The organism is Pseudomonas iridis (genome assembly GCF_017980685.1).
Classification (GTDB): domain Bacteria; phylum Pseudomonadota; class Gammaproteobacteria; order Pseudomonadales; family Pseudomonadaceae; genus Aquipseudomonas; species Aquipseudomonas iridis.
This window is the reverse complement of sequence record NZ_JACXXO010000014.1, coordinates 57337-84299: the sequence shown is the minus strand read 5'-3', so window position 1 is coordinate 84299 and position 26963 is coordinate 57337. Positions and strand designations below refer to the sequence as shown.

At 60.5% G+C, this 26963-nt stretch carries 23 protein-coding genes and 2 riboswitches; of the genes, 7 read left to right on the top strand and 16 right to left on the bottom strand.

The features are described 5' to 3' along the window. The first annotated feature begins 1 nt into the window (after window position 1). Together IEQ42_RS20660 and IEQ42_RS20655 are read left to right on the top strand one after the other, a co-directional pair. The gene (locus tag IEQ42_RS20660; RefSeq protein WP_210704958.1) at window positions 2-2539 is read left to right on the top strand and encodes a PAS domain-containing hybrid sensor histidine kinase/response regulator; all 2538 of its coding nucleotides are present in this window, start codon (window positions 2-4) and stop codon (window positions 2537-2539) included. Window positions 2540-2590: 51 nt separating this feature from the next. Then, entirely contained in the window at window positions 2591-2866 is a 276-nt protein-coding gene (locus tag IEQ42_RS20655) for a peptidylprolyl isomerase (protein WP_210704957.1), read from the top strand. Window positions 2867-2991: 125 nt separating this feature from the next. On the opposite strand, the gene IEQ42_RS20650 is transcribed toward IEQ42_RS20655, so the two are convergent. From IEQ42_RS20650 to IEQ42_RS20615, 8 genes are all read right to left on the bottom strand, one after another. After that, window positions 2992-3924 carry a sugar kinase gene (locus IEQ42_RS20650; RefSeq protein ID WP_210704956.1) on the bottom strand — a complete coding sequence of 311 codons (933 nt, stop codon included), beginning with the start codon at window positions 3922-3924 and terminating at the stop codon, window positions 2992-2994. 157 nt (window positions 3925-4081) lie between these two features. Further along, a complete protein-coding gene (locus tag IEQ42_RS20645) occupies window positions 4082-5296 on the bottom strand; it encodes an amino acid deaminase (protein WP_210704955.1) in 1215 nt (404 codons plus the stop codon). A gap of 43 nt (window positions 5297-5339) precedes the next feature. Further along, window positions 5340-6104 carry an IclR family transcriptional regulator gene (locus IEQ42_RS20640; RefSeq protein WP_047301511.1) on the bottom strand — a complete coding sequence of 255 codons (765 nt, stop codon included), beginning with the start codon at window positions 6102-6104 and terminating at the stop codon, window positions 5340-5342. 211 nt (window positions 6105-6315) lie between these two features. Continuing rightward, window positions 6316-6705, bottom strand: a complete 390-nt coding sequence (locus IEQ42_RS20635; RefSeq protein ID WP_016984340.1) for a RidA family protein — start codon at window positions 6703-6705, stop codon at window positions 6316-6318. Window positions 6706-6726: 21 nt separating this feature from the next. Further along, entirely contained in the window at window positions 6727-7524 is a 798-nt protein-coding gene (locus IEQ42_RS20630; RefSeq protein WP_210704954.1) for an amino acid ABC transporter ATP-binding protein, read from the bottom strand. Beyond that, window positions 7521-8183 carry an amino acid ABC transporter permease gene (locus tag IEQ42_RS20625; protein WP_042559394.1) on the bottom strand — a complete coding sequence of 221 codons (663 nt, stop codon included), beginning with the start codon at window positions 8181-8183 and terminating at the stop codon, window positions 7521-7523. Before IEQ42_RS20625 ends, IEQ42_RS20630 begins: the two co-directional genes overlap by 4 nt. A 9-nt stretch (window positions 8184-8192) precedes the next feature. Beyond that, entirely contained in the window at window positions 8193-8855 is a 663-nt protein-coding gene (locus IEQ42_RS20620) for an amino acid ABC transporter permease (protein ID WP_024012746.1), read from the bottom strand. A gap of 51 nt (window positions 8856-8906) precedes the next feature. Next, window positions 8907-9755 (bottom strand): transporter substrate-binding domain-containing protein, encoded by an 849-nt coding sequence (locus tag IEQ42_RS20615; RefSeq protein ID WP_042559395.1) that lies wholly within the window; start codon window positions 9753-9755, stop codon window positions 8907-8909. A gap of 461 nt (window positions 9756-10216) precedes the next feature. On the opposite strand from IEQ42_RS20615, the gene IEQ42_RS20610 reads away from it, so the two are divergent. After that, window positions 10217-10660, top strand: coding sequence for a thioredoxin family protein (locus IEQ42_RS20610; RefSeq protein WP_210704953.1), 444 nt, complete (start codon window positions 10217-10219; stop codon window positions 10658-10660). Between the two features lie 91 nt (window positions 10661-10751). Here IEQ42_RS20610 and IEQ42_RS20605 read toward each other — a convergent pair whose 3' ends face one another. The 5 genes from IEQ42_RS20605 to cobW form a co-directional block, all read right to left on the bottom strand. Then, window positions 10752-12311, bottom strand: coding sequence for a TerC family protein (locus IEQ42_RS20605; RefSeq protein ID WP_115147004.1), 1560 nt, complete (start codon window positions 12309-12311; stop codon window positions 10752-10754). 424 nt (window positions 12312-12735) lie between these two features. Continuing rightward, window positions 12736-13380: a vWA domain-containing protein gene (locus tag IEQ42_RS20600; RefSeq protein WP_232392224.1), complete on the bottom strand. Its 645-nt coding sequence runs from the start codon at window positions 13378-13380 to the stop codon at window positions 12736-12738. 20 nt (window positions 13381-13400) lie between these two features. Continuing rightward, window positions 13401-14402 (bottom strand): magnesium chelatase ATPase subunit I, encoded by a 1002-nt coding sequence (locus IEQ42_RS20595; protein WP_210704950.1) that lies wholly within the window; start codon window positions 14400-14402, stop codon window positions 13401-13403. A gap of 238 nt (window positions 14403-14640) precedes the next feature. Continuing rightward, window positions 14641-18489: a cobaltochelatase subunit CobN gene (gene cobN / locus IEQ42_RS20590; protein ID WP_210704949.1), complete on the bottom strand. Its 3849-nt coding sequence runs from the start codon at window positions 18487-18489 to the stop codon at window positions 14641-14643. Between the two features lie 3 nt (window positions 18490-18492). After that, window positions 18493-19563: a cobalamin biosynthesis protein CobW gene (gene cobW / locus IEQ42_RS20585; RefSeq protein ID WP_047301522.1), complete on the bottom strand. Its 1071-nt coding sequence runs from the start codon at window positions 19561-19563 to the stop codon at window positions 18493-18495. A gap of 100 nt (window positions 19564-19663) precedes the next feature. Continuing rightward, a riboswitch (cobalamin riboswitch) is annotated at window positions 19664-19875 on the bottom strand. A 256-nt stretch (window positions 19876-20131) separates the two neighbouring features. Next, a riboswitch (cobalamin riboswitch) is annotated at window positions 20132-20353 on the top strand. Between the two features lie 121 nt (window positions 20354-20474). Here cobW and IEQ42_RS20580 point away from each other — a divergent pair. The 4 genes from IEQ42_RS20580 to cobM all read left to right on the top strand — a co-directional run bounded on the left by IEQ42_RS20580 (window position 20475) and on the right by cobM (window position 22621). Then, a complete protein-coding gene (locus IEQ42_RS20580) occupies window positions 20475-20672 on the top strand; it encodes a CbtB domain-containing protein (RefSeq protein ID WP_210704948.1) in 198 nt (65 codons plus the stop codon). 11 nt (window positions 20673-20683) lie between these two features. Continuing rightward, the gene (locus tag IEQ42_RS20575) at window positions 20684-21385 is read left to right on the top strand and encodes a CbtA family protein (protein WP_210704947.1); all 702 of its coding nucleotides are present in this window, start codon (window positions 20684-20686) and stop codon (window positions 21383-21385) included. Further along, window positions 21382-21795 carry a cobalamin biosynthesis protein gene (locus IEQ42_RS20570; RefSeq protein ID WP_047301526.1) on the top strand — a complete coding sequence of 138 codons (414 nt, stop codon included), beginning with the start codon at window positions 21382-21384 and terminating at the stop codon, window positions 21793-21795. Before IEQ42_RS20575 ends, IEQ42_RS20570 begins: the two co-directional genes overlap by 4 nt. Window positions 21796-21874: 79 nt before the next feature. After that, the gene (gene cobM, locus IEQ42_RS20565) at window positions 21875-22621 is read left to right on the top strand and encodes a precorrin-4 C(11)-methyltransferase (protein ID WP_210623380.1); all 747 of its coding nucleotides are present in this window, start codon (window positions 21875-21877) and stop codon (window positions 22619-22621) included. Window positions 22622-22762: 141 nt separating this feature from the next. On the opposite strand, the gene nfuA is transcribed toward cobM, so the two are convergent. The 3 genes from nfuA to IEQ42_RS20550 form a co-directional block, all read right to left on the bottom strand. Then, window positions 22763-23347 (bottom strand): Fe-S biogenesis protein NfuA, encoded by a 585-nt coding sequence (gene nfuA, locus IEQ42_RS20560; RefSeq protein ID WP_042559410.1) that lies wholly within the window; start codon window positions 23345-23347, stop codon window positions 22763-22765. Between the two features lie 58 nt (window positions 23348-23405). Beyond that, window positions 23406-24419 (bottom strand): acyltransferase family protein, encoded by a 1014-nt coding sequence (locus IEQ42_RS20555; protein WP_210704946.1) that lies wholly within the window; start codon window positions 24417-24419, stop codon window positions 23406-23408. A gap of 182 nt (window positions 24420-24601) precedes the next feature. Beyond that, window positions 24602-26896: a fatty acid cis/trans isomerase gene (locus tag IEQ42_RS20550; RefSeq protein WP_210704945.1), complete on the bottom strand. Its 2295-nt coding sequence runs from the start codon at window positions 26894-26896 to the stop codon at window positions 24602-24604. Window positions 26897-26963 lie beyond the last annotated feature (67 nt).

The window sequence follows — 26963 nt, the reverse complement described above, 5'->3', positions numbered from 1 at the left end:
GATGAACGCTGTACCAACCAGCAACGACGCCCAGGCACTGATTGCCCGTACCGATTGGAGCCGCAGCCCTCTGGGCGCTGCTGGCACCTGGCCGCAGAGCCTGCGCACCGCCGTGGACATCGTGATTCACTCGCCGATGCCGATGTTGCTGATGTGGGGTCCGGAGTTGACGCAGATCTATAACAACGGCTTTGCCCTGCTCGCCGGGAGCAAGCACCCGCACGCTTTCGGACAGCCGGCGCACCAGATATGGCCCGAACTTCGAGACTTTACCGACCCGATTTACAGCGCCGTCCTACAAGGTCAGGTACGCACCTACAGTGAACAGCGCTTCACCCTGCAACATGATGGCAAGGATTCGGAGTTCTGGCTTGATCTGACGTATAGCCCGATCCGTGATGAAAAAGCACAGGTAGCCGGGATCCTCGTCACCGCGATTGAAACCAACGAACGGCGGCGCATCGCTCTGGAGTTGCAGCAGCGGTCTGACGAAAGCCTCAGGGTTCAGCGCGACACCGAAGAGCGACTGCAACTGGCGCTCGCCGCCACCGATGCGGTGGGCACCTGGGACTGGGACATCGGTGAAGATCGCTTTATTGCCGACGCGCACTTTGCCCAGTTGCACGGCATTGATCCGGCCCGCGCCGGGCAATTGCCCATCAGCGATTATCTGAACGGCGTTCATCCCGAAGACCGTGCGCTGCTGGCCCGCAGCATCAAACATTGCATCACCCACGGCACGGAATACGCCGAGGAGTACCGCTTGCTGTTGCCCGGCGGCGAGCAGCGCTGGGTATTCGCTCGCGGCCGCTGCTACAAGGATCACCATGGCCGGCCGGTGCGTTTTCTCGGTGCTGCCCTGGATCTGACCGAGCGTAAACAGACCGAACATGCGTTGCGCCAGAGTCAGACCGAATTACAACTGGTCATCAACGCCATGCCGATCCTGATCAGCTATGTCGACCACGAAGAACGCTTTCGCCTGAATAACGCGGCGTATCTCGATTGGTACGGTCTGACGCCGCAAGAGCTGTATGGCCGCACCATTCGCGAGGTGATCGGCGAAGAGGCCTATTTCCTGCGTTCGCCGTACATCGGCGAGGCGCTGGCCGGACGGCCCTGCTCGTTCAGCCTGTACACGCCCCATCGCGACGGCAGCACCCGGCATGCGCTGATGAACTACTTGCCCCGCCACGGAGCGGATGGCGCGGTGAACGGTTTCTACATCTTTGTGATCGACGAGTCCGAGCGCAAGAAAACCGAAGAGGCGCTGCGCAATCTCAACGAAACACTTGAAGAACGCGTCAGCGCCCGCACCGAACAATTGGCCCAGGCCAATGAGCGCTTGCAGAACGAGATGTTCGAACGCGAGCGCGCCGAAGATGCGTTGCGCCATGCACAGAAAATGGAAGCGGTCGGTCAGCTCACCGGCGGCATCGCCCATGACTTCAACAATATGCTCACCGGGATTATCGGCAGTCTCGACCTGATGCAACGCTATATCGCCAATGGTCGGGCCGACGAGATCGGGCGTTTTACCGAAGCCGCCGTGTCGTCCGCCAACCGTGCCGCTGCGCTGACGCACCGCCTGCTGGCGTTTTCGCGGCGCCAGTCACTGGATCGCAAAACCCTCGACGTCAACGCGCTGATCCATTCGCTGGAAGATCTGATCCGTCGCACCAAGGGCGATCCGATCGCGCTCACGTTACGCCTGGCAGAAAACCTCTGGCCTGTCAGCACCGACGTCAGCCAACTGGAAAACGCCCTGCTCAACCTGGTGATCAACGCCCGCGACGCCATGCCCGATGGCGGTGAATTGCTGATCGAAACGGCCAACGTTTATCTCGATGGCAATGACATCACCACGCTGGAACCGGTCAAGGCCGGCGATTACCTGATGCTGGCGGTCAGCGACAACGGCAGCGGCATGACCCCTTCGGTACTGTCCAAGGCATTCGATCCGTTTTTCACCACCAAGCCCATCGGCCAGGGCACCGGTCTGGGATTGTCGATGATCTATGGTTTTGCGCAGCAGTCGGGCGGCCATGTCAGCCTCGACAGCCTGCCGGGCCAGGGTACTTGCGTGCGTCTGTACTTGCCGCGCTTGCATGGCAGCGAGCCGGAAAGCCCGGAGGCTGAACTCGTCGAGCAACCTGCGCCCATCGCCGCCGGTGAAACCGTGATGGTGGTCGAAGACGACCCGGCGGTGCGCATGCTGGTGCTCGATCTGCTCAGGGAGCTGGGCTACAACGGCTACGAGGCCGAGGACGCCAGGACCGCCCTGCCTTTGCTGGAGTCGAATGTGCGCGTCGATCTGCTGATCACCGACGTCGGGCTGCCGGGCATGAACGGGCGGCAACTGGCGGAAATCGCACGCCAGCATCATCCGAAGCTCAAGGTGCTGTTCATGACCGGGTATGCGCAGAAGGCTGCCGAGCGTCAGGGCTTTCTTGAGGACGGCATGGACATGGTGGCCAAGCCGTTTTCGATTGAGCTGCTGGCCAGCAAGATCCGCACGATGATCAGCGAGACGCCTTGAGTTGAGGCATAATCCGCGCCCCGCCGTCACCCCGTTATCAGGTACCGCACGATGAAAGCCCAAGCCCGCCACATTCTGGTGAAAACCGCCGAAGAGGCCGAACAGCTCAAACAACGCATCGCCAAGGGTGAAGCGTTTGATGTATTGGCGAAGAAATACTCGACGTGCCCGTCCGGCAAGCGCGGCGGCGATCTGGGTGAAGTTCGGCCAGGGCAGATGGTCGGTGTGATTGATGTGGTGATCTTCAAGAAGCCGCTGCGCACGGTGCATGGGCCGATCAAGAGCAAGTTCGGCTATCACCTGGTGCAGGTGTTTTACCGGGATTGAGTGGTTGGCTTTAGGGCCTCCTCGCTGGCAAGCCAGCTCCCACAAGGTTGTTGCCTGCACACCGCTGATCCTTGTGGGAGCGAGCCTGCTCGCGAACGATTGCACAGCAAGCGGCCATTCACCTTTTACCTCGGAATCAACGCTCCCGGCACTTGAATGACCTGGCTTGCCAATCGGTGGCCGGCCGCCGCCGCATTCTCTGGACTTCCACCCAGCAAACGACTCGCCAGATAAGCCGCACTGAACGAATCCCCCGCCGCCGTGGTGTCCACGACTTTCTCGACTTTCTCTGCCGGCACTGCAAACGCCTCACCGTCACACCGAATCAGGCACGCCTCAGCGCCGCGCTTGAGCACCACTTCCGGCGTGCCAATCTGCGCGTAAGCCTCGAACACCGCATCGCAGTCACTGAAGCCAAACAGCGCCTGCTCGTCATCCACGGTCAGCAAGGCCAGATCGATGTGCGGCAACACGCTGCGATAAGCCGCACGTGCCTCTGCCACTGACGCCCATAAACGTGGCCGGTAGTTGTTGTCGAAGACGATCCGCGCATCACGCTCGCGTGCATCGATCAGGGTCTGGATCAATCTGTCGCGACCCTGCGCACCGAGCACGGCCAGGGTGATGCCGCTGAAATACAGCACGTCGTAATCCGGCAACGCCGCCAGAATCGGCTCGGCTGCGGCAGTGGTAAAGCAATCGCGGACGGCCGCCTCGTTGCGCCAGTAGAGAAAGCGTCGCTCGCCGTTGGCGTCGGTCTGGATGCAATACAGACCCGGCAAGCGTCCGGGCAGGCGCTGTACGAAATCGAGGCCGATGCCTTCGCTCGACCAACTCTGACACATGGCGTCGCTGAAGCTGTCATCGCCCAGCGCGGTGACGTAGTCGACTTGCGCTTTATCGCCCATGGCGCGCGACAGGTAGACGGCGGTGTTGAGGGTATCGCCGCCGAAGCTTTGCTGCAGGCTGCCGTCGGCGCGCTGCTGGAGTTCGATCATGCATTCGCCGATCAGGGCGATGCGTGGGGTGTTGGGGCCCAGGGGGCTGAGAGTGGTCATTTTTTTGTGGTGTCTCTGGTTGATCGATGGTGTCTGATCTGGCCCCATCGCTGGCAAGCCAGCTCCCACAGTTTTTGGGTCGTACACAAAATGTGCATCCACACTTCACCCTGTGGGAGCTGGCTTGCCAGCGATGGCGGCGCCTCGGTCTGAAGCCCTAGAAACACGTCTCCATGGTTTCGATCACCGACAACTGCTCATCCACCAGCAAGCCCACGCGCCATTTATCAAAGGTCAGGCACGGGTGCGATGTACCAAAGGAAATGATGTCACCAACGCGCAGCTCAACTCCCGGCGCCACCGTCATGAACGCATGCTGATCCATCACTGCCGTGACCTTGCACGCGCCAACGTCCTTGCCCACCGCCGGCACTACACCGGCCGGGTAACGCAGCAGCGGCACCGGCAGCCCGGCGTCGTACGCCACGTCACGCTTGCCCAGTGCAATCACCGCAAACCCCGGCTCCGGCAGCGACTGCACGTGCGCCCACACTTCCAGTGCCGGACGCAGACCTTCGTGCAGATCACTGCGACGATCGAGCACGCAGCACTGCGCCTCTTTGTAGATGCCATGGTCGTGCGCCACATAACTGCCCGGTCGCAACACGCTGAGGAAGCGGCCAGCAGCGTTCTGCGCCTCGAACGATTCGGCAATCAGGTCGTACCAAGCCGAGCCCGACGCCGTGATGATCGGTTTGGGGATGGCGAACCCACCGCTGTCCTGCAACTGCACGGCCAGGCGCACCAATGACGCGGCAAATTCGCGGATTCCGCTGACCGCGTGATCACCGTGGATCACGCCCTCATATCCTTCGATGCCGGTCAGCGCCAGCGCCGGTTGCGCGCTGATTGCCTGGGCCAGCTCAATGACTTCCTGTTCGCTGCGGCAACCGCATCGACCACCGATCACGCCGTACTCGATCATCACGTTGAGCTTCACACCGCGCGAGGCGAAGTAAGCGCCGAGATCGGCAACGTTGTCCGGGTGGTCAACCATGCAATAGAAGTCGAACGACGGATCCGCCAGCAGATCGGCGATCAGCGCCATGTTCGGCGTGCCGACCAATTGGTTGGCCATCAGCACACGACGCACACCGTGGGCGTAAGCCGCGCGGGTCTGAGTGGCGCTGGCAAGAGTGATGCCCCACGCACCGGCGTCGAGCTGACGCTTGAACAGGGCCGGGGTCATGCTGGTTTTGCCGTGGGGCGCGAGTTCGGCGCCGCTGTCGCTGACGAATGCCTGCATCCAGCGAATGTTGTGCTCCAGCGCTTCGCGGTGCAGCACCAGCGCCGGCAGGCTGACGTCTCGCACCAGGTGCGCGCCGATGGCAGCGTCGCCCTTTTCTACAGCAGTATTGATGGCAGTCGTCATGGTCAAACTCCTCGCATTCATTCGCGGCCGCAGGCAGCCGCGGTTATTCGTTGATGCGCCGGGCGAGGCTGTTGGCGCTCTCGATCAATACCCGGCGATAGTCGTTGTAATGGGTCTTGGCATCGGCCCGTGGGGCGACGATGCACAAGGTGCAAATGGCTACGCCGGAAGGGTCTTTGACCGGTGCGGCGAAGCAGTGGGTGAAGGTGTCGGCGACGCTGTCGAAGGAGAAGAACCCATCGATGCCGGCCTGACGAATTTCCGCCAGAAAGCGCTCCAGCGGCAGCCGCTCGCCGTCGGGCAGGATGTAGTCGCCTTCGTCGATCAGGTCGATGATTTGCTGGTCACTCAGATGCGCGAGCAACAGACGCCCGGACGCGGTCCAGGGGATCGGCGCGTTTTCGCCGATATCGGAAGAGATACGGAAATGCCGCTCGCCCTCCTTCATCAACGCCACCGTGTATTTGCGCCCGTTGAGCAGGCACATCTGCGCGGTTTCGCGGGTCTGGCTGACGATCTCCTGCAAGGCATGATCGGCCTCTCGACTGAGGTCGAAATGACGCAAGTGCGCCTGCCCGAGAAAGTACAACTGCCGGCCCAGATAGACGTGACCGTCCTTGCCCACCGGCTCCAGAATCCGTCGCTCCAGCAGGGACGCGACGAGTTCGTAGACCGTGGATTTCGGGCTGCCGATACCGTTGGCGATGTCGTTCGGACGCAGTGGCTGGCCGATCTCCTTGAGGAAATCGAGAATATCGAACGCCCGGTCCAGACCGCGTGCCCGGCGCTTGATGGTGTCTTCGGTCATGTCATTGGGTTCCCATAAAAGTTGCCGGGATGGTAACTGGCCCGCGTTGTTGTGTCAGTCGGATCGCAGCCCTCACCCCCCGCCCTCTCCCGGAGGTAGAGGGAGCCTAACCGTATTGATGCAGATGCCTTCGCCTGACACCAAATCCTGCATCGACACAAATAAGTCCCCTCTCCCCCGGGAGAGGGCCAGGGTGAGGGGCAGCCTTCACTCAAACCTTCTTCTTGTACGCAATGCAGTCAATTTCAACCTTGCAATCAACCATCATGCTCGCCTGCACACAGGCCCGCGCCGGCGCGTGCTCCGGTTTGAAGTACTCGCCAAAAACCTTGTTGAAACTGCTGAAATCCCGTGGATCATCCAGCCACACCCCGGCACGCACCACATCTTCAAGGCCATACCCGGCCTCTTCGAGAATCGCGATCAGGTTCTTCATGGTCTGGTGGGTCTGCTCGACGATGCCGCCAACAATGATCTCGCCATCCACCGCTGGCACCTGACCGGAAACGTGCAGCCAGCCGTCAGCTTCAACGGCGCGCGCGAATGGACGAGGCTGGCCGCCTGCGGCGGTGCTGCCGGTGCCGTAACGAGTAATGCTCATGGGTGTTTCTCCTGATAAAGATTAAAACCGCGTGCTTTTGAGGAACTCAGCCAGACGCGGCGATTGCGGGCGTTCGAACAGTTCCTTGGGAGGTCCCTGCTCCTCGATTCGCCCCTGATTCATGAATACGATTTTGTCCGAGACCTCGAAAGCGAAGCGCATCTCGTGTGTTACCAGCAGCATGGTCATGCCGTCCTCGGCCAGCCCTTTGATCACGCTGAGCACTTCGCCGACCAGTTCGGGGTCGAGGGCTGAAGTGACTTCGTCGAACAGCATCAGGCTCGGGTTCATCGCAATCGCCCGGGCAATCGCCACGCGCTGTTGCTGGCCGCCAGACAACTGACCGGGAAAGTGATTGCGGCGCTCCAGCAGGCCGACCCGCTCCAGCCATTTCTCGGCCAGCACCACGGCTTCGTCCTTGTGCATTTTCTTCACCTTGAGCAGGCCCAGGGTGACGTTCTGCAACGCAGTCAAATGCGGGAACAAGTTGAATTGCTGGAATGCCATACCCGTCATCGCCCGATGACGAGCGATGATTTTCTCGCCATGCCGCACGCGCTTGCCATTGATCTCGTCGTAACCGATGGACTCGCCGTCGAGCAGGATCTGCCCGCCCTGAAACTCTTCGAGCATGTTCACGCAGCGCAGCAAGGTGGTTTTGCCCGAACCGCTGGAACCGATCAGCGTCACGACGTTGCCGCGTTGCATGCTCAGATCGACACCCTTGAGCACTTCGACTGCCCCGTATTGCTTGTGCAGACCGCGAATATCCAGCAACGGCTGGCCGTTTGCAGCGTTGGAAAGTTGAGCTTCAGTCATGGCAAGGCCACCCGCTTTTCAATGTGCCGGCCGAGTAATTCGATGCCGTAGTTGATGACGAAAAACAGAAAACCGGCGAACAGATAGAACTCCAAAGTCATGAAGGTCCGGGCGATGATCTGTTGGGTGCTGAGGAGCAATTCGGCCACGCCGATGACCGAGAGCAAGGTTGAGGCCTTGACGATTTCGGTGGACGAGTTGACCCACGTTGGCAGGATCTGCCGCAGCGCTTGTGGCAGCAGCACGTAACCGAGCGACTGGTAAAACGTCAGGCCAATCGCCTTGCCCGCTTCCATCTGCCCGCGCGGCAACGCTTGCAATGCACCGCGCACGATTTCCGCAACGTGCGAGCCGCAGAACAGCGTCAGCCCTAGCGCACCGGCCTGAAACGCGCTGATCTGCCAGCCGGCCGCTGGCGCCATATAGAAGCAGGCCAGCACCAGCACAAACACCGGCGTACCGCGAATGATGTCGACGTAAAACCGGAACGGCGCACGCATCCAGAACCTGCCGTAAGTCAGCACCAGGCCGGTGACGACGCCGAGCAACGTGCCGAACAATATCGCCAGCGCCGACACCTGCACGCTGGTCAGAAAGCCCTGCCACAAGGTTTCGCGGGCAATCCACAATTCATTCAGCCAACTGGGGGATTCGTACATCACAGCCTCCTATCGGCGGATCGCCAGACGCTGCTCGAGATAACGCAGCAGCATGGCGATGAGGTAACAGGCCGCGACATACAACGCCGTGGTCACCAGCCAGGTTTCGATCACCCGGTAGCTTTCGACGTTGATCTTGCGCGCGTAATAAGTCAGCTCCGGCACCGCTATCGCGGCGGCCAGCGAAGTGTCCTTGAACAGCGAAATAAAGTTGTTCGACAGCGCCGGCAGCACGTTACGCAGCATCACCGGCACGGTGACGTAGGCCTTGACCTGCCATTCGCCGAGGCCGATCGCCAACCCGGCTTCGCGCTGCCCTTTGGGGATGCTCAGCAAACCGCCCCGGAACACTTCGGTCAGGTAGGCGCCGGCATACAACGACAGCGTGATGATGAACGAGGGAATCTTGTCCAGCCGAATCCCAAGACTTGGCAACGCGAAGTAGATCAACAGAATCAACACCAGAATCGGCGTGTTACGGACCACCGTGACGTACACCGATGCCAGCACCCGCAAGGCGCGATGCTTCGACAGCAAGGCAAACGCCATCAGCAGGCCGATCACGCAGCCGATGGCGATCGACACCAGTGCCAACTGCAAGCCCAGACCGAGCCCCGCCAGCAAGGTGTCGAAATCGCGCCACACGGCGGCAAAGTTCAACTGATAGTTCATGGTCAGCAGTACCTTGAGCGGGGCGATCTGAATCGCCCCGCTCTCACGGGATCATTTGAATTCGACGGGGAAACCGATCGCGGGTGATGGCAGGTCAACGCCGAACCATTGCTTGAATGAAGCGGCGTAAGTCGGGAACTCAACGCCGGTCATGGCTTCATGCAGCGCGGTGTTGACGAAGTTCAGCCAGTCCTGATCGCCGCGTTTGACCGCACAGGCGTAGGTCTGTGGGCTCCACGCATAAGTCGGGCTGCGATAACGGCCAGGGTTCTGCACCATCAGGTATTTGACCGAAGACTGGTCAGTGGCGGCGGCATCGGCGCGACCGGAGTTGACTGCCTGATACATCAGATCGACGCTGTCGTACTGATCAACCTTGGCTTTGGGCAGTGCCTGATGCACCAGCTCTTCGGCGTAGACGTTTTGCAGAACGGCAACGGTGACACCGTCCCCGCCGGCCTGCAGGTCTTCGATTTCCTTGTACTTGCTGTTGTTCGGCAGCAGCAGGCCGACGCCTTCGCGGTAATACGGCAGGGTGAACGCCACTTGCTGGGCGCGGCTGGCGGTGACAGTGATGAACTGACAGCTCATGTCGACCTTGTCGGTCAGCAGGTTTGGAATCCGCGCATCGGACGACTGCACAACGAACTCGACCTTGCTCGGGTCGTTGAACAAACCCTTGGCCACAATCCGGGCGATGTCGATATCAAAGCCCTGCAACTTGCCGTCCGCCCCCTGAAAATGCCACGGCGCATTGGTGCTGCCGGTGCCCACAATCAATTTCCCACGGGCCAGGACACTGTCGAGCTTGCCATCGGCGGCCTGGGCCAGGCCCATGGCAGAGGACGAAGCCGCGAGAACAAAAATACACGCTTTGAACAAGGAAGGTCGGCGATGCATGGCAAGCACTCCAGGATGATGTTTATTCCGCTATACCGGAAGATGGTTTGTTACTACGGAATAGACAGCAGAAAGTGTGCCACAGGACTCGGGAAGAATCTGCAATGGGTTTAAATGTTTTTGGAATCAAGCACATGCACAAAGTGCAAAAAGGGGGCGTTACGCAGGTTGCGCTTTGGCGCGCTACCGTAGGCCACAAGGTGCGGGTAGTGGGTTCCCGTTTGGTGCGCCGGCGGGCGAAAAACATGCATTGTCAAAAGGCTTGGATATCTTCTGAGAGGGTGTTTAAGGCCGCGTTTTCGCAACATTCCGCATTTCTGCGTTTCGCGTCGGGTTGGTCTTGCCTATCCGTGGGAAAACGCTTGGCAGGGAGAGATACACCTGTAATTTCTGACAGTAGACGGTCCTTTCGACCTCCTTTAACGTCATGAACCTTCGAGGTCGTTGAAAAGGAGATTTCAATGAACGCCGTCATCCCGAGTTCAGATCTGGCTCCGGTCTACCGCAAAGCCCTGAAAACCTGGCGCCCGGTGATCCTGTATTTCGCTAGCGAGCACTGCCCCGCCTGTGAATCGGCCGGGCCGGTGTTTCGCAAGATTGCCGCGCCGTATCGGCTGCGGGCGGATATCTACATGCTGAACACCCGTGAATCGCCGCGCCATCCGCTGGTTACGGGCACGCCGACCGTGCTGTTCTACAAGCACGGCAGGCTGGTCAAGAAGCTCAAGGGGATTGGTACAGAGGAAACGCTGGCAGCGGACTTTGCCCGGCACATCGGCAAGACCAAGGCACCGGCGGTGCAGCGCAAGCAGCGACATGACGTTGCGTGGTTGCGTCAGTTCCTGCGACAGCTTTGCACCATTCCCCGTGGGCGGTCACTTCGAAGCTGCGCGGTACCCATGTAGGAGCTGCGGCACGCTGCGCCTACAGGGTTTTGCGTCGTTCAGGGGACCTGTGGGAGCCTGCTGGCGATAGAGTCAGCGCAGACAGTCAGATTTACGCAGTTTCACGCACCAACAACACCCGCGTAACCCGCCGCTCCTCGACCGCTTTGACCGTCATCTGCCAGCCGGCATATTCCAGGCGATCGCCCTTCATCGGCAACCGATCAAGCAAACTCATCACCAGCCCGGCCATGGTCTGATAATCCTCGGTGGGTTCGGCGCCGAACCCGGTGCGCTGACGCACACGCGTCAGGTTCAATGCGCCGCTGACAATAAACCCGCCCTGCTCCTCGACCACGTCCGGGCCTTCGATTTCGCTGGCATCGGGCAACTCACCGGCAATCGACTCGAGGATGTCGGTCATGGTCAGCACGCCGACAAAATCGCCGAATTCATTGACCACGAATGCAATGTGGGTCGATGCCGCGCGCATCTGTTCCAGCGCGTTGAGGATCGAATAGCTGTCGAGCAGATTGATCGTCTTGCGCGCCAGGTGTTCCAGATTCGGCTCGGTACCCGCCAGGTATTCCTTGAGCAATTCCTTTTTGTGCACGAAGCCCAGCGGTTCATCCACAGCGCCATCACGGATGAGCGGCAGACGCGAGTAGGACGAGTGCATCAACTTGGTACGAATCGCCTCGGCATCGTCTGCCAGGTCGATACTGTCGACGTCGGCCCGCACGGTCATCAGTTGGCGGATCGGCCGCTCGGCCAGTTGCAGCACACCGCTGATCATCACTCGCTCGCGACGGTCGAACAGCTCGGCGCTTGGCGCATCACCGTTGTCCAGCAAATCGGAAATCTCCTCGCCGACTTCCTCCGCCGCCAGTGTGCGACCGCCCAACAGACGCATGACTGCGTGGGCGGTGCGCTCACGAATCGGGCGCAGGCCCTGCATCGAGCGTTTGCGTCGAGCGCGGGCAATCTGGTTGAACACTTCGATCAGGATCGAGAAACCGATGGCCGCGTACAAGTAGCCTTTCGGGATGTGGAAGCCCAGACCTTCAGCGGTCAGGGCAAAACCGATCATCATCAAGAAGCCCAGACACAGCATGATGACCGTCGGGTGAGCGTTGACGAAGCGCGTCAGCGGCTTGCTCGCAACGATCATCAGGCCAATGGAGATGATCACTGCGATCATCATCACCGCCAGCTCATCGACCATGCCCACAGCAGTAATCACCGCGTCGAGGGAGAACACGGCGTCGAGCACGACGATCTGCGCAACGATCGGCCAGAACAGTGCGTACGCCGTGTTGCTCGTACGCTCGCCGACATGACCTTCGAGCCGTTCGTGCAACTCCATGGTGGCCTTGAACAACAGGAACACACCGCCAAACAGCATGATCAGGTCTCGACCGGAGAAGCTCTTGTCGAACACCTCGAACAGCGGCTGCGTGAGGGTGACCAGCCAGGAGATACTCGCCAACAGGCCCAGGCGCATGATCAATGCCAGCGACAGACCGATGATCCGCGCACGGTCACGCTGATGCGGCGGCAGTTTGTCCGCAAGAATTGCGATGAACACCAGGTTGTCGATACCCAGCACCAGTTCCAGCACGATCAATGTCAACAAGCCTAACCAGGCCGTGGGATCCGCTAACCATTCCATAAAACGTCTCGATCTCTATTCAGTAAATTCAGGCTGCCGGGCACGGCAAAGCGCAACGCGAAGGCTCTGGGGCCGCGTTATCAACCATAGTCGTGTATCGGAAAACCGGATGTTGCGAGTGCGTCAAGACCGCGCCATGGCGCGAGGGGAACGTTCTTCGTATCTGAAGACTGGGAGGCTCCGAGCGGGTGTTCATGTAAATCCTGAATGAAAAAAGGCCTTGAAGCGTACAGCCTGAAGTGACTTTTCCTACAGCTCGAAATCATTTCAAAATCTGTAACAACCCCAAATCCCCATGTAGGAGCTGCCGCAGGCTCGGGCCGCGATCGGACGATCTTTTGATCTTGTTTTTAAAATCAAAGTCAAAAGATCGCAGCCTTCGGCAGCTCCTACAGGTTTGAATCCGTGAATTCAGAGCGGGACTTCAGGCCGGGATAAGATCATCAATATGCCGATAATCCGCATCCAGCGCCCCGGCCAGATCTTTCGCCCGCCCCAACCGGATGGGCCCACGCTCGATGTCGATCAACAGCCCCGGGCATTCCAGCGCCGGCAAACCTGTCCACGCTTTCAAACGTCCATCCGTGACCACCAGCAAGCGCTGTTGCTCGGCCGGGAAGCGCTTGCGCCGGACCGTCAGCCATTGCTGCGCCTGCGATAATGCCGCGACTAACGGCGTACCGCCGCCCGCACCCAAGCCATCAAGCCAGGTGCGCAAATCGCGGGATGCTTTCAAACCCTGCACCTGCCACTTCGGTGTTGCACCACTGGCGGTCAGCAATGCCAACCTCGCACGTTGTCGATAGGCGTCATCGAACAGCTGCGCGAGCAGGCCTTTGGCATCGCTCAATGCCTGATGACGGCGCGTCGACGCCGAGGCATCGACGATCACCAGCCACAACTCATGGGGCGTGCGCGTGCGCAGTTGGAACAGCAGGTCTTCACGACGTTGCGGACGCCCCTTGAGCAGCGTTCCCGGCCAGTTCACTGAACCACTGCGAGACGCGTGACGTTTGCCCTGGCGTCCGTTGTCGAGCCGACCGGCACGAGGTCTGGCATTCGCCCCCACGTCGGATCGGGGGCGAATGCCTAGGGCTTTTTTGGCCAGCTCGGGATTTCGCGGCGGCTGCCCGTGGCGAGCGCCGGCGCCGGCATGTCGCCCCACTGGCCCTGCCCTTCGCTCGGGTTGGCTGCAGCGTTTTCCGGGGATTGCGCCGGTTGTTTAGGGCTTGAGGATGGCTGTTCACGACGACGATGACGCAAGGCAGATTCGGCCACTGCGTCGATGTCTTCTTCGCCAATCGCCTCCGCTGCGCGCCATGCTGCGTGCGCACGCGCCGCACGCAGCCACACCAGATCGGCGCGCAAGCCGTCGACACCGGCGGCAAAACAGCGCTCGGTGATTTGCGCCAGTGCAGCATCGTCCAGAGGAATGCCGGCCAACGCGCTACGAGCGTTTTCACAGCGTTCGCGCAAACCTTGCTGGGCGGTTTCCCACTGCGTGCAGAACGCTTGCGGGTCGCTGTCGAAGTCGAGGCGTCGACGAATGATCTGCCCGCGCTCGGCCGGCGCTGTGTGGCCGCTGAGCGCGACGTTCAGGCCAAAGCGATCGAGCAACTGCGGGCGCAACTCGCCCTCTTCCGGGTTCATCGTGCCAATCAGGACGAATTTCGCCGAGTGCCGATGGGAGATGCCATCGCGCTCGACCACGTTGGTGCCGCTGGCCGCCACGTCGAGCAGCAGATCCACCAAGTGGTCGGGCAGCAGATTGACTTCGTCGACGTAGAGCACGCCGCCGTCAGCCTTGGCCAGCACGCCGGGGGAAAACTGCGCGCGACCCTCGCTGAGGGCGGCGTCGAGATCGAGGGTGCCGACCAGACGTTCTTCGGTGGCGCCCAGCGGCAAAGTGACGAACTGACCGCTGGCGAGCAGGTCCGCCAAGCCCCGGGCCAGGGTCGACTTGGCCATGCCGCGTGGGCCTTCGATCAGCACGCCACCGATTTTCGGGTCGATGGCGGTGAGACACAGGGCGAGTTTGAGGTCATCGGCGCCGACCACGGCGGAGAGTGGGAAATGCGGGGTGTCGGTCATTTGGGCTTTTCTCTTTCGTAGTCGTTGGTGTGCTTGAGCATTTGGGTGTGTCAGGTGGTGTTGCCCTCACCCTAGCCCTCTCCCAGAGGGAGAGGGGTCTGATCGGGGGATGTTGTGAAAATACGCCGACCTGAAACGCCCTGCCGAATCCATAATCGACTCGGCCATGGCACAAGACACTTCGGTCGGCTCCCTCTCCCTCCGGGAGAGGGTTGGGGTGAGGGTAGTTTTTGAACGGCTACACATCTTCCTCTATATCCAGCAACAAGTTTTCCAGCGCCTCTTTATACGCCCCCGGTTCCTGCCACATCCCGCGTTGCTGCGCTTCCAGCATGCGCTCGGTCATGTCCCGCAGTGCATGTGGATTATGCTCGCGGACAAAATCGCGAGTGGCCGGATCAAGCAGATAAGCGTCAGCCAGCAATGCGTATTGATGATCATCGATCAACTGCGTGGTGGCATCGAATGCGAACAGGTTGTCGACCGTTGCCGCCAGTTCAAACGCACCTTTGTAGCCGTGACGCTTGACCCCGTCGATCCATTTCGGATTGGCCGCACGCGAGCGGATGACCCGATTCAACTCTTCTTTCAAAGTGCGGATCTTCGGCAAGTCCGGCTGGCTATGATCGCCGTGATAACTGGCCGCCGCTTCACCGCGCAGGGTTTCCACGGCGGCGAGCATGCCGCCCTGGAACTGGTAATAGTCGTTGGAATCAAGCAAGTCGTGCTCGCGGTTGTCCTGATTCTGCAGCACCGCTTGCACCTGACTCAGGCGCTGGACGAACTGTTCGCGGGCAGCGGTGCCTTCATCGGCACCGCCATAGGCGTAAGCGCCCCAGTTCAGGTAAACCTCGGCCAGATCCTCGCGGGTCTGCCATAGACGACCGTCGATGGCGCCTTGCACACCGGCGCCATAAGCTCCGGGTTTGGCCCCAAAGATTCGCCAACCGGCCTGGCGCCGTGCGGCCTCTTCATCCACGCCCGTTTGCAGCAAGGCCTCGCGTTCGGCGCGCACTTTGGCTGCCAGAGGGTTCAGATCGTCGGGCTCGTCCAGTGCCGCCACCGCTTGCACGGCGGCGTCGAACAAACGGATCAGGTTGGCAAACGCATCGCGGAAGAATCCGGAGACCCGCAGCGTCACATCGACCCGCGGTCGGTCCAGAAGGCTCAGCGGCAGGATCTCGAAATCGTCGACTCGCTGGCTGCCTGTGGCCCATACCGGGCGCACGCCCATCAGCGCCATGGCCTGGGCAATGTCATCACCGCCGGTGCGCATCGTCGCCGTGCCCCATACCGACAGGCCGAGTTGGCGCAGATGGTCGCCGTGGTCCTGCAAATGTCGTTCGAGAATCAGCGTGGCCGACTGGAACCCGATGCGCCACGCGGTGGTGGTCGGCAGGTTGCGCACGTCCACCGAGTAAAAGTTGCGCCCTGTCGGCAGTACGTCGAGACGGCCGCGACTCGGCGCACCGCTCGGACCGGCCGGGACGAAACGGCCGCTGAGGGCATCGAGCAGGCCGCGCATTTCTGCCGGACCGCAGGCGTCGAGGCGCGGGGCGACGACTTCGCGCAGGCCCTGGATGATCAGATGCACATCAGACCACCCCGGCCCCTGTGGCAGCGAGCCGGTTCGCGAAAGCGGTGGGTCAGTTAAATCTATGACACCTGACACGGCGCCTTCGCGAGCAGGCTCGCTCCCACAGGTACGGTGCAGGGTTTCAGAGATCAGTTCGGCGGCGAACAGCTCGAGGCGTTCGCGGGTGTCGCCGGCGGTGCGCCAGACTTCATCGGTCACGGTTTGCAGTTCGATGGGACGCGAGCCAACCCACGGCTCAGCCAGCGCACAATCCAGCGGATCAAAGCCCAGTTCAAACGCCTTGGCCAGTGCCCGCAACAGGCTCGACTGCGCCCCTTTGCCATCGCCGCGCGGAATGCGCAGCAACGCCAGCAAGGTATCGATACGCAAACGCCCGGAGGGTGATTCGCCAAAAATGTGCAAGCCATCGCGGATCTGCGATTCCTTCAAATCACACAGATATGTGTCCAGACGCGGCAGCCAGATCGCGGCATCGGCATCGCTGTCCATCGCGGCATCCAGTTGCAATTCGCGGTCGATCTGCGTATCGCGCACCAGTTGCAAAATATCGCGCTGCAATTCGCGGGCGCGGCGTGGATCGAGCAGCTGCGCTTCGTAATATTCGTCGGCCAACAGTTCCAGATTGCGCAGCGGGCCATAGGTTTCGGCGCGGGTCAGCGGCGGCATCAGGTGATCGATGATCACCGCTTGCGTGCGCCGTTTGGCCTGGGCGCCCTCGCCCGGATCGTTGACGATAAACGGATAGATATTCGGCAACGGCCCAAGCAGCGCATCCGGCCAACAGTGTTCCGAGAGGCCGACGCCCTTGCCCGGCAGCCATTCAAGGTTGCCGTGTTTGCCGACGTGGATCACGCCGTGGGCGCCATAGGTGTTGCGCAGCCAGAAATAGAACGCCAGATAACCGTGCGGTGGCACCAGATCCGGGTCGTGGTACACCGCGCTCGGATCGACCTGATAACCGCGCGCCGGTTGGATGCCGACGAACGTCAGGCCAAAGCGCAACCCGGCAATCATCAAGCGCCCGTCGCGGCACATCGGATCGTTTTGTGGCGGGCCCCAGCGCTCGATCACTGCCGCGCGATTGGCCTCGGGCAGTGCGTTGAACATCGTCAGGTAATCGTCCATCGCCAGACTTTGCTGGCACGGGCGCTGATCAATCGTGTCGAAGTCATTGCTGACGCCACCGAGCAATTGCTGGATCAGCGCGGTGCCGCTGTCCGGCAACTCGGCCGTTAGCGGATAACCCTCGGCCTGCAACGCCCGCAAGATATTCAGCGCTGCCGCCGGCGTGTCGAGGCCGACACCATTGCCGATGCGCCCGTCGCGAGTCGGGTAGTTGGCGAGAATCAGCGCAATGCGTTTCTCGGCATTCGGTACGCGCGCCAGATCGATCCAGCGTCGTGCCAGTTCTGCGACAAAATCCATGCGTTCGGGTTGCGCCCGATAGCAGACCACGTCGGACTGACTGCGCTCGCTGCGCCAGGCCAGATCCTTGAAGCTGATCGGGCGGCTGATGATGCGTCCGTCGAGTTCCGGCAAGGCAATGTGCATCGCCAGATCCCGCGGGCCGAGGCCCTGCTCGCTCTCGCGCCAACCGGGTTCGTTGTCCTGAGCGCAGATCGCCTGAATCACCGGGATGTTGCGGCGAAACGGCCGCAAGTGCGGCGCTTCGGGACTCGACTGAGCAAAACCGGTGGTGTTGAGAATCACCCCCGCCTCGACTTCATCCAGCCAATCCTCGACCACCGACAGACAGCCGGGTTCTTTCAGACTCGCCACCGCAATCGGTAAAGGGTTCAGCCCTGCCGCTTGCAAGCGCTGGCAGAAAACATCGATGAACGCGGTGTTCGCCGCCTGCAAGTGCGAGCGGTAAAACAGCACCGCCGCGACCGGTTGATCGGGCCGCCAATCGGCCTGCCAGTCACTCAGTGCAGCGCTGATTTTTTGTGGATGGTAAATCGCCGTGCGTGGCAGGGATTGTGGTTCGCCCCACGGGTAATCGCGGGCGAGCCAACGGCTGGCCAGGCAATGAAAGAAATCCACTGCGTTGCCCATGCCGCCCTGACGCAGGAACTGCCAGAGCCGGTCACGATCCTCGGCGTTGACGGTGCTCAGGTCACTGAGCTCCGGATCGGGACGATCATCACCCGGCACCAGAATCACGTGCACGCCGCGCTCTGACAACTCGATCAAACGCTCGACGCCGTAACGCCAATAGGCAATACCGCCGTGCAGCGAGATCAGAATGACTTTGGCGTGACGCAGCACCTCATCGACGTAGAGGTCGACCGAAGCGTGATTCTGCACCTGCATGGGATTGGCCAGGCGCAGGCTCGGATAATCCTCGGGCAATTGCTGCGCAGCTTCGGCGAGCAGCGCCAGGCTGGAATCGCCGCTGCACAGAATCACCAGCTCGGCGGGGGTTTGCCCCAGGTCCGCGATGTTGTCATCCGAGACGAAACCGCCGGGCTGGGTCCTGAGCAGGTGCATGGGTTAAACGCTGAGCGCAGCGCGCAGTTGCGCTTCGAGTTGCGCGGCGTCGAGCTCCTGACCGATCAACACCAGACGCGTGACGCGCGCTTCATCGGCGCCCCACTGACGGTCGAAATGCTTGTCGAAGCGCGTACCCACGCCTTGAATCAGCAAACGCATCGGCTTGTTCGGGATCGCCGCAAAGCCCTTCACACGCAGGATGCCGTGCTTGACCACCAGTTGCGTCAGCGCGTCGAGCAATAGGCTTTCGTCGGCTTGCGGCAGTTCGATGGAGATCGAATCGAAGGCGTCGTGATCGTGGTCATCGTGGTCGTCATCACCGTCGTGGTGATGGTCGTGATGGCTGTGACGGCTGTCGATGTGTTCTTCGGAACCGGCGCCGAGGCCGATCAGCACGTCCAGCGGCACGCGACCACTGCTGGCTTCGATGATCTTCACCGCTGGCGGCAGCTCTTCGGCAACTTCCAGGCGTACGCGCGCCAGGTCTTCAGGGCTGATCAGATCGGATTTGTTGAGGATGACGAGGTCGGCGCTGGCCAGTTGGTCGGCGAACAATTCGTGCAGCGGCGATTCGTGATCCAGGTTCGGGTCGAGTTTGCGCTGGGCATCGACTTGATCCGGGAACGCGGCGAAGGTGCCAGCGGCCACGGCCGGGCTGTCGACCACGGTGATCACCGCGTCAACCGTGCAGGCGCTGCGGATTTCCGGCCACTGGAAGGCTTGTACCAACGGTTTTGGCAGGGCCAGGCCAGAGGTTTCGATGAGGATATGGTCGAGGTCACCGCGACGGGCAACAAGCTCGCGCATTACCGGAAAGAACTCTTCCTGAACGGTGCAGCACAGGCAGCCGTTGGCCAGTTCATAGACGCGGCCGGTGGCTTCTTCTTCGGTGCAACCGATGGTGCATTGCTTGAGGATTTCACCGTCGATGCCCAACTCGCCAAACTCGTTGACGATCACCGCAATACGGCGGCCCTGCGCGTTGTCGAGCATGTGCCGCAGCAGCGTGGTTTTGCCCGAGCCGAGGAAGCCGGTAACGATGGTGACAGGGAGTTTGGCCAGTGTTTTCATCGGTATGCCCTTTGGCAAAGTGGCGGGCATACGGGACGAGAACCGGCACCGCGCGTGCGTGCCTGGAGAGTTCGCCACCGGATCACCCCGCCCGGTTGAATTGAGAATCTGTGACGAGGCAGGTCTCCTGGCTGACGGTGTTCAGGCGCTGGGCCTGGCATTCGCTGCGCCTTCCCGCGGGCTCTGTGGATTGAGCTTGCAGTGGCGTGGCAGCGAATATCACCGTTCACAGTTGCGGGGGCAGCCGCGGCATTGACCGCGTTCCCTTCTTAGCTTCGGCAATGCCGAAGAACCTCGAAGGCGCAAGGCTACGCATGGTGCAGTGGTGGGTCAATGTTTGGATACGGGGCATCCGTTGCTGCGGGTGCTGCCGCTGGCGGTTTCGCTCTTACAGCGAGTCCCTTTTTCAAACGCCAAAAAGAAACCACAAGGTTTTGCCGCGTTTTTGGTTACTTTTGAGGCGTTTGTCAAAAGTGACCCGCCGTAAGGGCGGAACCGTAATCAGCCACACCCGCAGCAACGGATAAGCCCCCAAAGCAAATTGACTAAAAACCCCACACCATGCTCTCCTACACAACTTGTTACGGGTGCCCTTCACAGGGTGAAACGGGAAACCGGTGAATCATGTGCTTTACTCAGAGCCATGTCAGTCCGGTGCTGCCCCCGCAACGGTAAGCGAGCGAAGCGTCAGATCCACTGTGCCATTGCGGCATGGGAAGGTGACGCTTGCAGGTCGGCCTGACGCCAACCCCTCGTGAGCCCGGAGACCGGCCCGCAACACCCAGCGCGCACCTGCGTCGCTGAACATAACAAACCCGCGGTGGGCGGGCGCTGTTTGAACCTCTGCGTGCCCGCGCCGCAGGGGTTTTCATGCGCTCTATTCACCTGCTGACATTCCAGAGGGAAGCGCCATGTCAATCATCACCAGCACCGGCAGCAACACGGACAAAATCTCCAGCACCGCCACCCTGAGCCAGCGCCTGACCGCCGCCATTTTCGCGGCGATCCTGGGCGCAGGCCTCGTCTATTTCGCGGGTTTCTCGCACATCGAAGCCGTGCACAACGCGGCTCACGACACCCGCCACAGCGCCGCGTTCCCGTGCCACTGAGACCTGCCGACATGATCAAGCGAATTGCTCAAACCGCAGGTTTCACCGGTCTGCTGGCCGCCCTGCTGCTCACGCTGCTGCAAAGTTTCTGGGTGTCGCCGCTGATTCTTCAAGCCGAAACCTATGAAAAATCCGAACCTGTTGCCGCCGTTCACGAACACGCCGCCGGCACTGCCGCGCACACCCATGATGCCGAAGCCTGGGAGCCGGAAGACGGCTGGCAGCGGGTGGTCTCGACCACGGGTGGCAATCTGGTGGTGGCCGTGGGTTTTGCCCTGATGCTGGCCGGCCTCTACACCCTGCGCGCGCCGACCAAAACCTCGCAAGGTCTGCTGTGGGGTCTGGCCGGTTACGCGACGTTCGTCCTCGCACCGACCCTGGGCTTGCCGCCTGAACTGCCGGGCACTGCCGCAGCGGATCTGGCTTCGCGGCAGTTGTGGTGGATCAGCACCGCCGCTTCAACCGCTGCCGGTTTGGCGTTGATTGCGTTCAGCCGTCATTGGCTGATGAAAATCCTCGGTGTGGCCATCCTCGCTGTACCGCACGTGATCGGCGCGCCGCAACCGGAAGTGCATTCGATGCTCGCTCCAGAAGCACTGGAAGCGCAGTTCAAAATCGCCTCGCAATTGACCAACGTAGCGTTCTGGCTGGCCTTGGGCGTGATCAGCGCCTGGTTGTTCCGCCGCAAGAACGACGGTCAATACCACGCATGACGACTGACAGCGCAGCGCCGACTTTCGTGGTCGGTCTGGGCTGCCAGCGCGGCTGCCCTGCGAGCACGCTGCGCGCGTTACTCGATCAAGCCTTGCAAGCCAATCGCATCGAACTGCATGCGGTGAAGGCTTTGGCCAGTATCGACTTGAAGCGCGATGAGCCAGGCCTGCAGGAACTCGCGAATCAACTGGCCCTGCCGTTGCTGTACTTCAGCAGTGAGGAATTGGCCAGTTATGAACCGCAACTCAGCCACCATTCGCAGATTGCCTTCGAACGCACCGGTTGTTATGGCGTAGCGGAAAGCGCCGCACTGGCGCTCGCCGAACAGCTGATTCAGGCACCGGCAAAGCTCCTGATTTCCCGACAAAAATACGCACAGGCAACGCTGGCATTGGCCGGCGCCGCGTAAATTCCCGATAATCCCCGCCATCAATCATGAGCAATCTTCATCTGAAGCGTTGCCGCGCCTATTTCCCAAGGATTCAACGATGACCGTTTACTTCATCGGCGCCGGCCCAGGCGACCCGGAATTGATCACCGTAAAAGGCCAGCGGCTTATTCGCAGTTGCCCCGTGATCATCTACGCAGGCTCGCTGGTACCGGCGGCGGTGCTCGACGGTCATCAGGCACAGACACTGGTCAATAGCGCTGAATTGCATCTGGAGCAGATCATCGATCTGATCAAAACCGCCCATGCCCAAGGTCAGGATGTGGCGCGGGTGCATTCCGGAGATCCGAGTCTGTATGGCGCAATTGGCGAGCAGATCCGCTATCTGCGTGAACTGAATATCCCGTTTGAAATCATCCCCGGAGTGACAGCGACCGCGGCATGCGCGGCGTTGCTGGGCGCAGAACTCACACTGCCTGACGTGTCGCAAAGCGTGATCCTGACCCGCTATGCCGACAAGACGGCAATGCCCGCCGGCGAAGAGTTGGGCAGTCTGGCGCAGCATGGCGCGACGATGGCGATTCATCTGGGGGTCAATCATCTGGAAAAGATCCTGACTGAACTGCTGCCGCATTACGGCGCCGACTGCCCGATCGCGGTGATTCACCGAGCGACCTGGCCGGATCAGGACTGGGTGGTGGGGACGCTGGCGGATATCGCCGAGAAGGTTGCCGCCAAAGGCTTTCGCCGCACAGCGTTGATTCTGGTTGGGCGGGTGCTGGGAAGTGAGGTGTTCAGCGAGTCATCGCTGTATCGCGCCGGGCATGCGCATCTGTATCGCCCATGACGGCCGCTTCGCGAGCACGGTTGGTGAACGACATGGCTTCAATGTGGGAGCGAGCCTGCTCGCGAAGGCGTCCTGGAATTTCACACAAAAAAAACGGCACTCACGGGTGCCGTTTTTTTATGCTCGCAGTGAACACCTGACTTAGTAGTAGGCGTTTTCTTTCTGCGTATGGTCAGTCACGTCGCGAACGCCTTTTAGCTCCGGAATACGCTCAAGCAAGGTGCGCTCGATGCCTTCCTTCAGGGTCACGTCTGCCTGGCCGCAGCCTTGGCAACCACCACCGAACTGCAAAACAGCGATGCCGTCTTCAACCACATCAATCAGACTGACCTGACCGCCGTGGCTGGCCAGCCCCGGGTTGATTTCGGTTTGCAGGTAATAGTTGATGCGCTCGTTGACCGGGCTTTCGGCGTTGACCATCGGTACTTTGGCGTTTGGCGCCTTGATGGTCAGTTGGCCGCCCATGCGGTCGGTGGCGTAATCGACAACGGCGTCATCGAGAAACGCTTCGCTGAACGAATCGATATAAGCGGTGAAGCTTTTCAGCCCCAGCGCGGTGTCTTCAGGTTTTTCTTCGCCCGGCTTGCAGTAGGCAATGCAGGTTTCGGCGTATTGGGTGCCAGGCTGGGTGATGAAGACGCGGATGCCGATGCCCGGGGTGTTCTGCTTGGAAAGCAGATCGGCCAGGTAATCGTGGGCGGCGTCAGTAATGGTAATAGCGGTCATGGAAACTCCTCGCAGGCTTGTGGCGGAGTTTACGCCAATCATTGCGCCGGACAAAGTCCTAGTATTTTTGTCGGGAATGATTCTCGACGGAACGCTCATCTATTTGCGCCTTGAGCCAACGATAGCTGCGTTTTTCCACCCATTCGTAGCTCAGCCACGAGCCCGCACCAATGGCCAGCACACATACGATAAACATCAGATACGGGTTGATGGCGTATCGTTGAGCGATAAATCCACCTGCAGACAGCACCAGCACATGCATCAAATACACCGAATATGAACAATCCCCGAGCAGCTTGAGCGCTTTGCTGCGCTCGACGTAGCGCTCCAGCGCGATGCACGCCATGACCAGTACCGCGCTCGGCACGCCCCAGTTCAATAGTCTCGGCCCAGGAGGAAGATGATAGATCGCTGTTAATGCACCAACGATGCCCAACAGCGGCAGCCATAACCCCGCCCCGATCAGCCCCCGGCGGTAGAGCACGCCGATGCCGATCCCCAGCAAAAATTCATAGACGATGTCTGCCCGGTAAAACTCGTTGAGCAAGCCGAACGCCTGGCAGGCGGCAAACAACAGCGTCGCGACCACCAGCAGGCGCACCTGCCAGCGAAACACCAGCGCGCAGGCAAACAGCACGTAGAAAAGCATTTCGTAATTGAGTGTCCAGCCGACATTTAGCGTCGGGTAGATGCCGTAACCACCAGGGTTTTGCGTCGGGATAAACAGTAACGATGACAGTAGATGACGCCATTCCAGCGTCTGATCCGGCAACAACGGATGGGCGAACACCACCAGCAGCGCCATCAACAGCGTGTACAGCCAGTACGCCGGGACGATGCGAAACAGCCGATACAGAAGGAATTTTCCGGGTCGCAGATCCTTGTCTTCGGTGGACAGGAAAATTACCAGACCGCTGATGACAAAGAAGATGTCGACCCCCACCGCGCCCTTGTCGATGAACAACTGGCCAATCGGCCCGCGCGCCTGGAAGCCGAAAAAAATCTGCATGAAGTGATGGCAGACCACCGTCCACGCGGCAAGCGCCCGCAAGGCCTGCACTGAAATCAACATCGATCACTCCTGTCCAACCCCTCAAACCACCGCAAAACCCGTGTGGAGTGGACTAGCTCGCGATGACGGAAGGTCTGGCACCAGAAATGCTCAAGGGGCCGGGGCAATCGCGAGCAGGCTCAGTTCCACAGGGGTTTTGCGATGCTGCTTGAAAACTGGGACAGCAGGTATTACTCAAATGATCAAAGATTCTCGTAGCGGTTCATGTCCAGCACGCCCTCTTCCACCGGATCGGTTTCGTGGATGTACTGACTCAAATCGTGGAAATAGAACCAGAATTGCGGATGACTGCGACGAATACCCCAGCGTTCGACGATTTTTTCGAAACGGTTGGCATCCTTGGCACTCTCCATCGCATCGACGAACGCCGGCACCTGATCAGCGGGAACGTTGAAAATGAAGTTCGGATAACTGCTGAGCACACCCGGATAGATGGTCAGCGTATCCAGCCCCGGCTGATAGCGCAGGGACTCACCCAGCAGAAACGCCACGTTACTGTGCGCGCGGTTGCGCATAAGGCTGTAGGCCTCGCGTTTGCCACTGGCCGTTTCGACACGCAGCATGGTCGCTTCCGGCAATTGATCGATGACCTTCAAACCGGCCGCCGGGCGTGAAGTCAGACGGCTCAGCGCCTGCTCGGCATTTTGCAACGCCGGATCGATATTCGGCCGCGAGCAATAAGCGCCGGCGCAACGGTTGATCGGGTCTGGCCGCGCATTGAGGTCGCCGTAGCGCGCGAGCAACTGCATGGCGAAGTCGTGTTTCGGATCCTTCTCATCGAGTTTCAGCGCGGTCGGTTTGTCGTCGTCGATGGCTTCGTAATCGAGCCACATCTTGAACTGGCCACCGCTCTGGTACCAATCGTTGAGGTAGTCCTCACGGGAATCGGCCGGCATCAGGCGCAGGAAGTTCTGCTCGGCACCGTTGCGGATCAGGTCGAAATACAGGCGGGTTTGCGCCTGATGCGAGACATTGCCGAAGACATCGAAGTTGACCGCCAACTGGTAATAGGTGCGTTCCAGCAGCGGGTAGTCGAACAGCCACATCGTTTGCGGCACTTCACCAATCAGGCCTTTGGTCACCGAGGCACTGTCAAAGTGGCGGAAGATGCTCAGCAACGCGTTGTCGTTGCCCGCCCACAGGGTCGACCAGCTCGGCGCCGGCAAGTCGGCGTAACTGTCGCGACGCAGCGCCTCGTATTCATTACGTTTGTCACGGTAGTTGCGCCACAGGCTCAGCACACTGCCGACATCGTCGTTCTGCCCGGGCATGGCCAGCAACGGCGTGGCCTGGCCGCGATAGTTGGGGTCGGTGATGTACAGGTCATGTTCCGGCGCCTGGAACAGTGCCCAGAAGTTATCGCGAATCACGTCGGTCGCGATCTGCCCCCGACACACCGGGCCGCGGATAAACGTGCGGACGAAGTATTCAGCGTTGTCGAGCATGAACTGATAGCGCGCCTGCGCCGGAATCGCCTCGAATGTGACAAACGGATTGGCCCGGCTCTGCGGCCCGTAACCCGGCAGCGCGTTGACCTGCCAGTCGCCGCTATAGAACAGGCTTTTTACCCGCGCCATCTTCGCCGCGCTCAGCGGATAGGTGATGTGGGTCTTGTGTACGATCACACCCTGTATCGGCCACAAGCGGTAATACACCCGCGTGCCGGGATCGTCATTGGGGCGGCGGGTGGCGATCAGGTCGATCGGCTGACCGGGCGGCGTACGCGAGCGTACCCACTGAAAAAAGTGCCCGGGCTCGCCGCCCTTGAAGTAGATGTGGGCCAGATACAAGTGCTCGAACAACCAGCGGCCGACCAGACTTTCCCGTGCCCCGGGCAGGTTGAGCAGATTCTCCCATTGCACAATCTGCATCGCTTCCTGGGCGCTCGGCGCCAGGCCTTGTTCGTCGATTGGCGCACCGGAGGCCAGCCAGCGCTGCAAGGTCTGGTATTGCTGATCGGTCAGGCCAGTGACGGCCAGCGGCATGCCTTCTTTCGGGTGAGCCCCTGCATAGCCGTCAAATTCCGCGGGCATCGCGCACATGTTCGGGCGGTTGAGACCCAGGACTATGTTTTCCGGCAGTTTGGCGTTGGGCTCAAGCGGGGTCTTGTGCCCCAGCTCCAGCATGCGCGCCATCAGTGCAGCCTGACTGCCCTGGGCGTCGAGCACCGAGTAAAAGCCTTTCTGCTGCCAGGCGCGTTGGCCGAAAGCGTCGTAGAACAATCGCGTGGTCGGCGCCGCCTGACTGCGCTCGCCGTCGTACACCGGCATTTTGCTCGCGCCACGCCCGGCGCCCTCGCCACTGCCCAGATTGAGCTGGCAGGCAGAGTCGTAGCACGCATGGCAGGCCACGCACTTCTCGGTGAAGATCGGCTGAATGTCGCGGCTGTATGAAATCGAGGATGAGATCGAAGGATCTTGCGCAGCGGCGCCCCAGCTTATGAACAGCAAGAAAATGCTGATGACGCGGTATGACATGCCCGGAATCCCGATCCTGAAGAAAAACGCTGCGATTCTACAGTTCTGACGCTCGTACCAACATGAG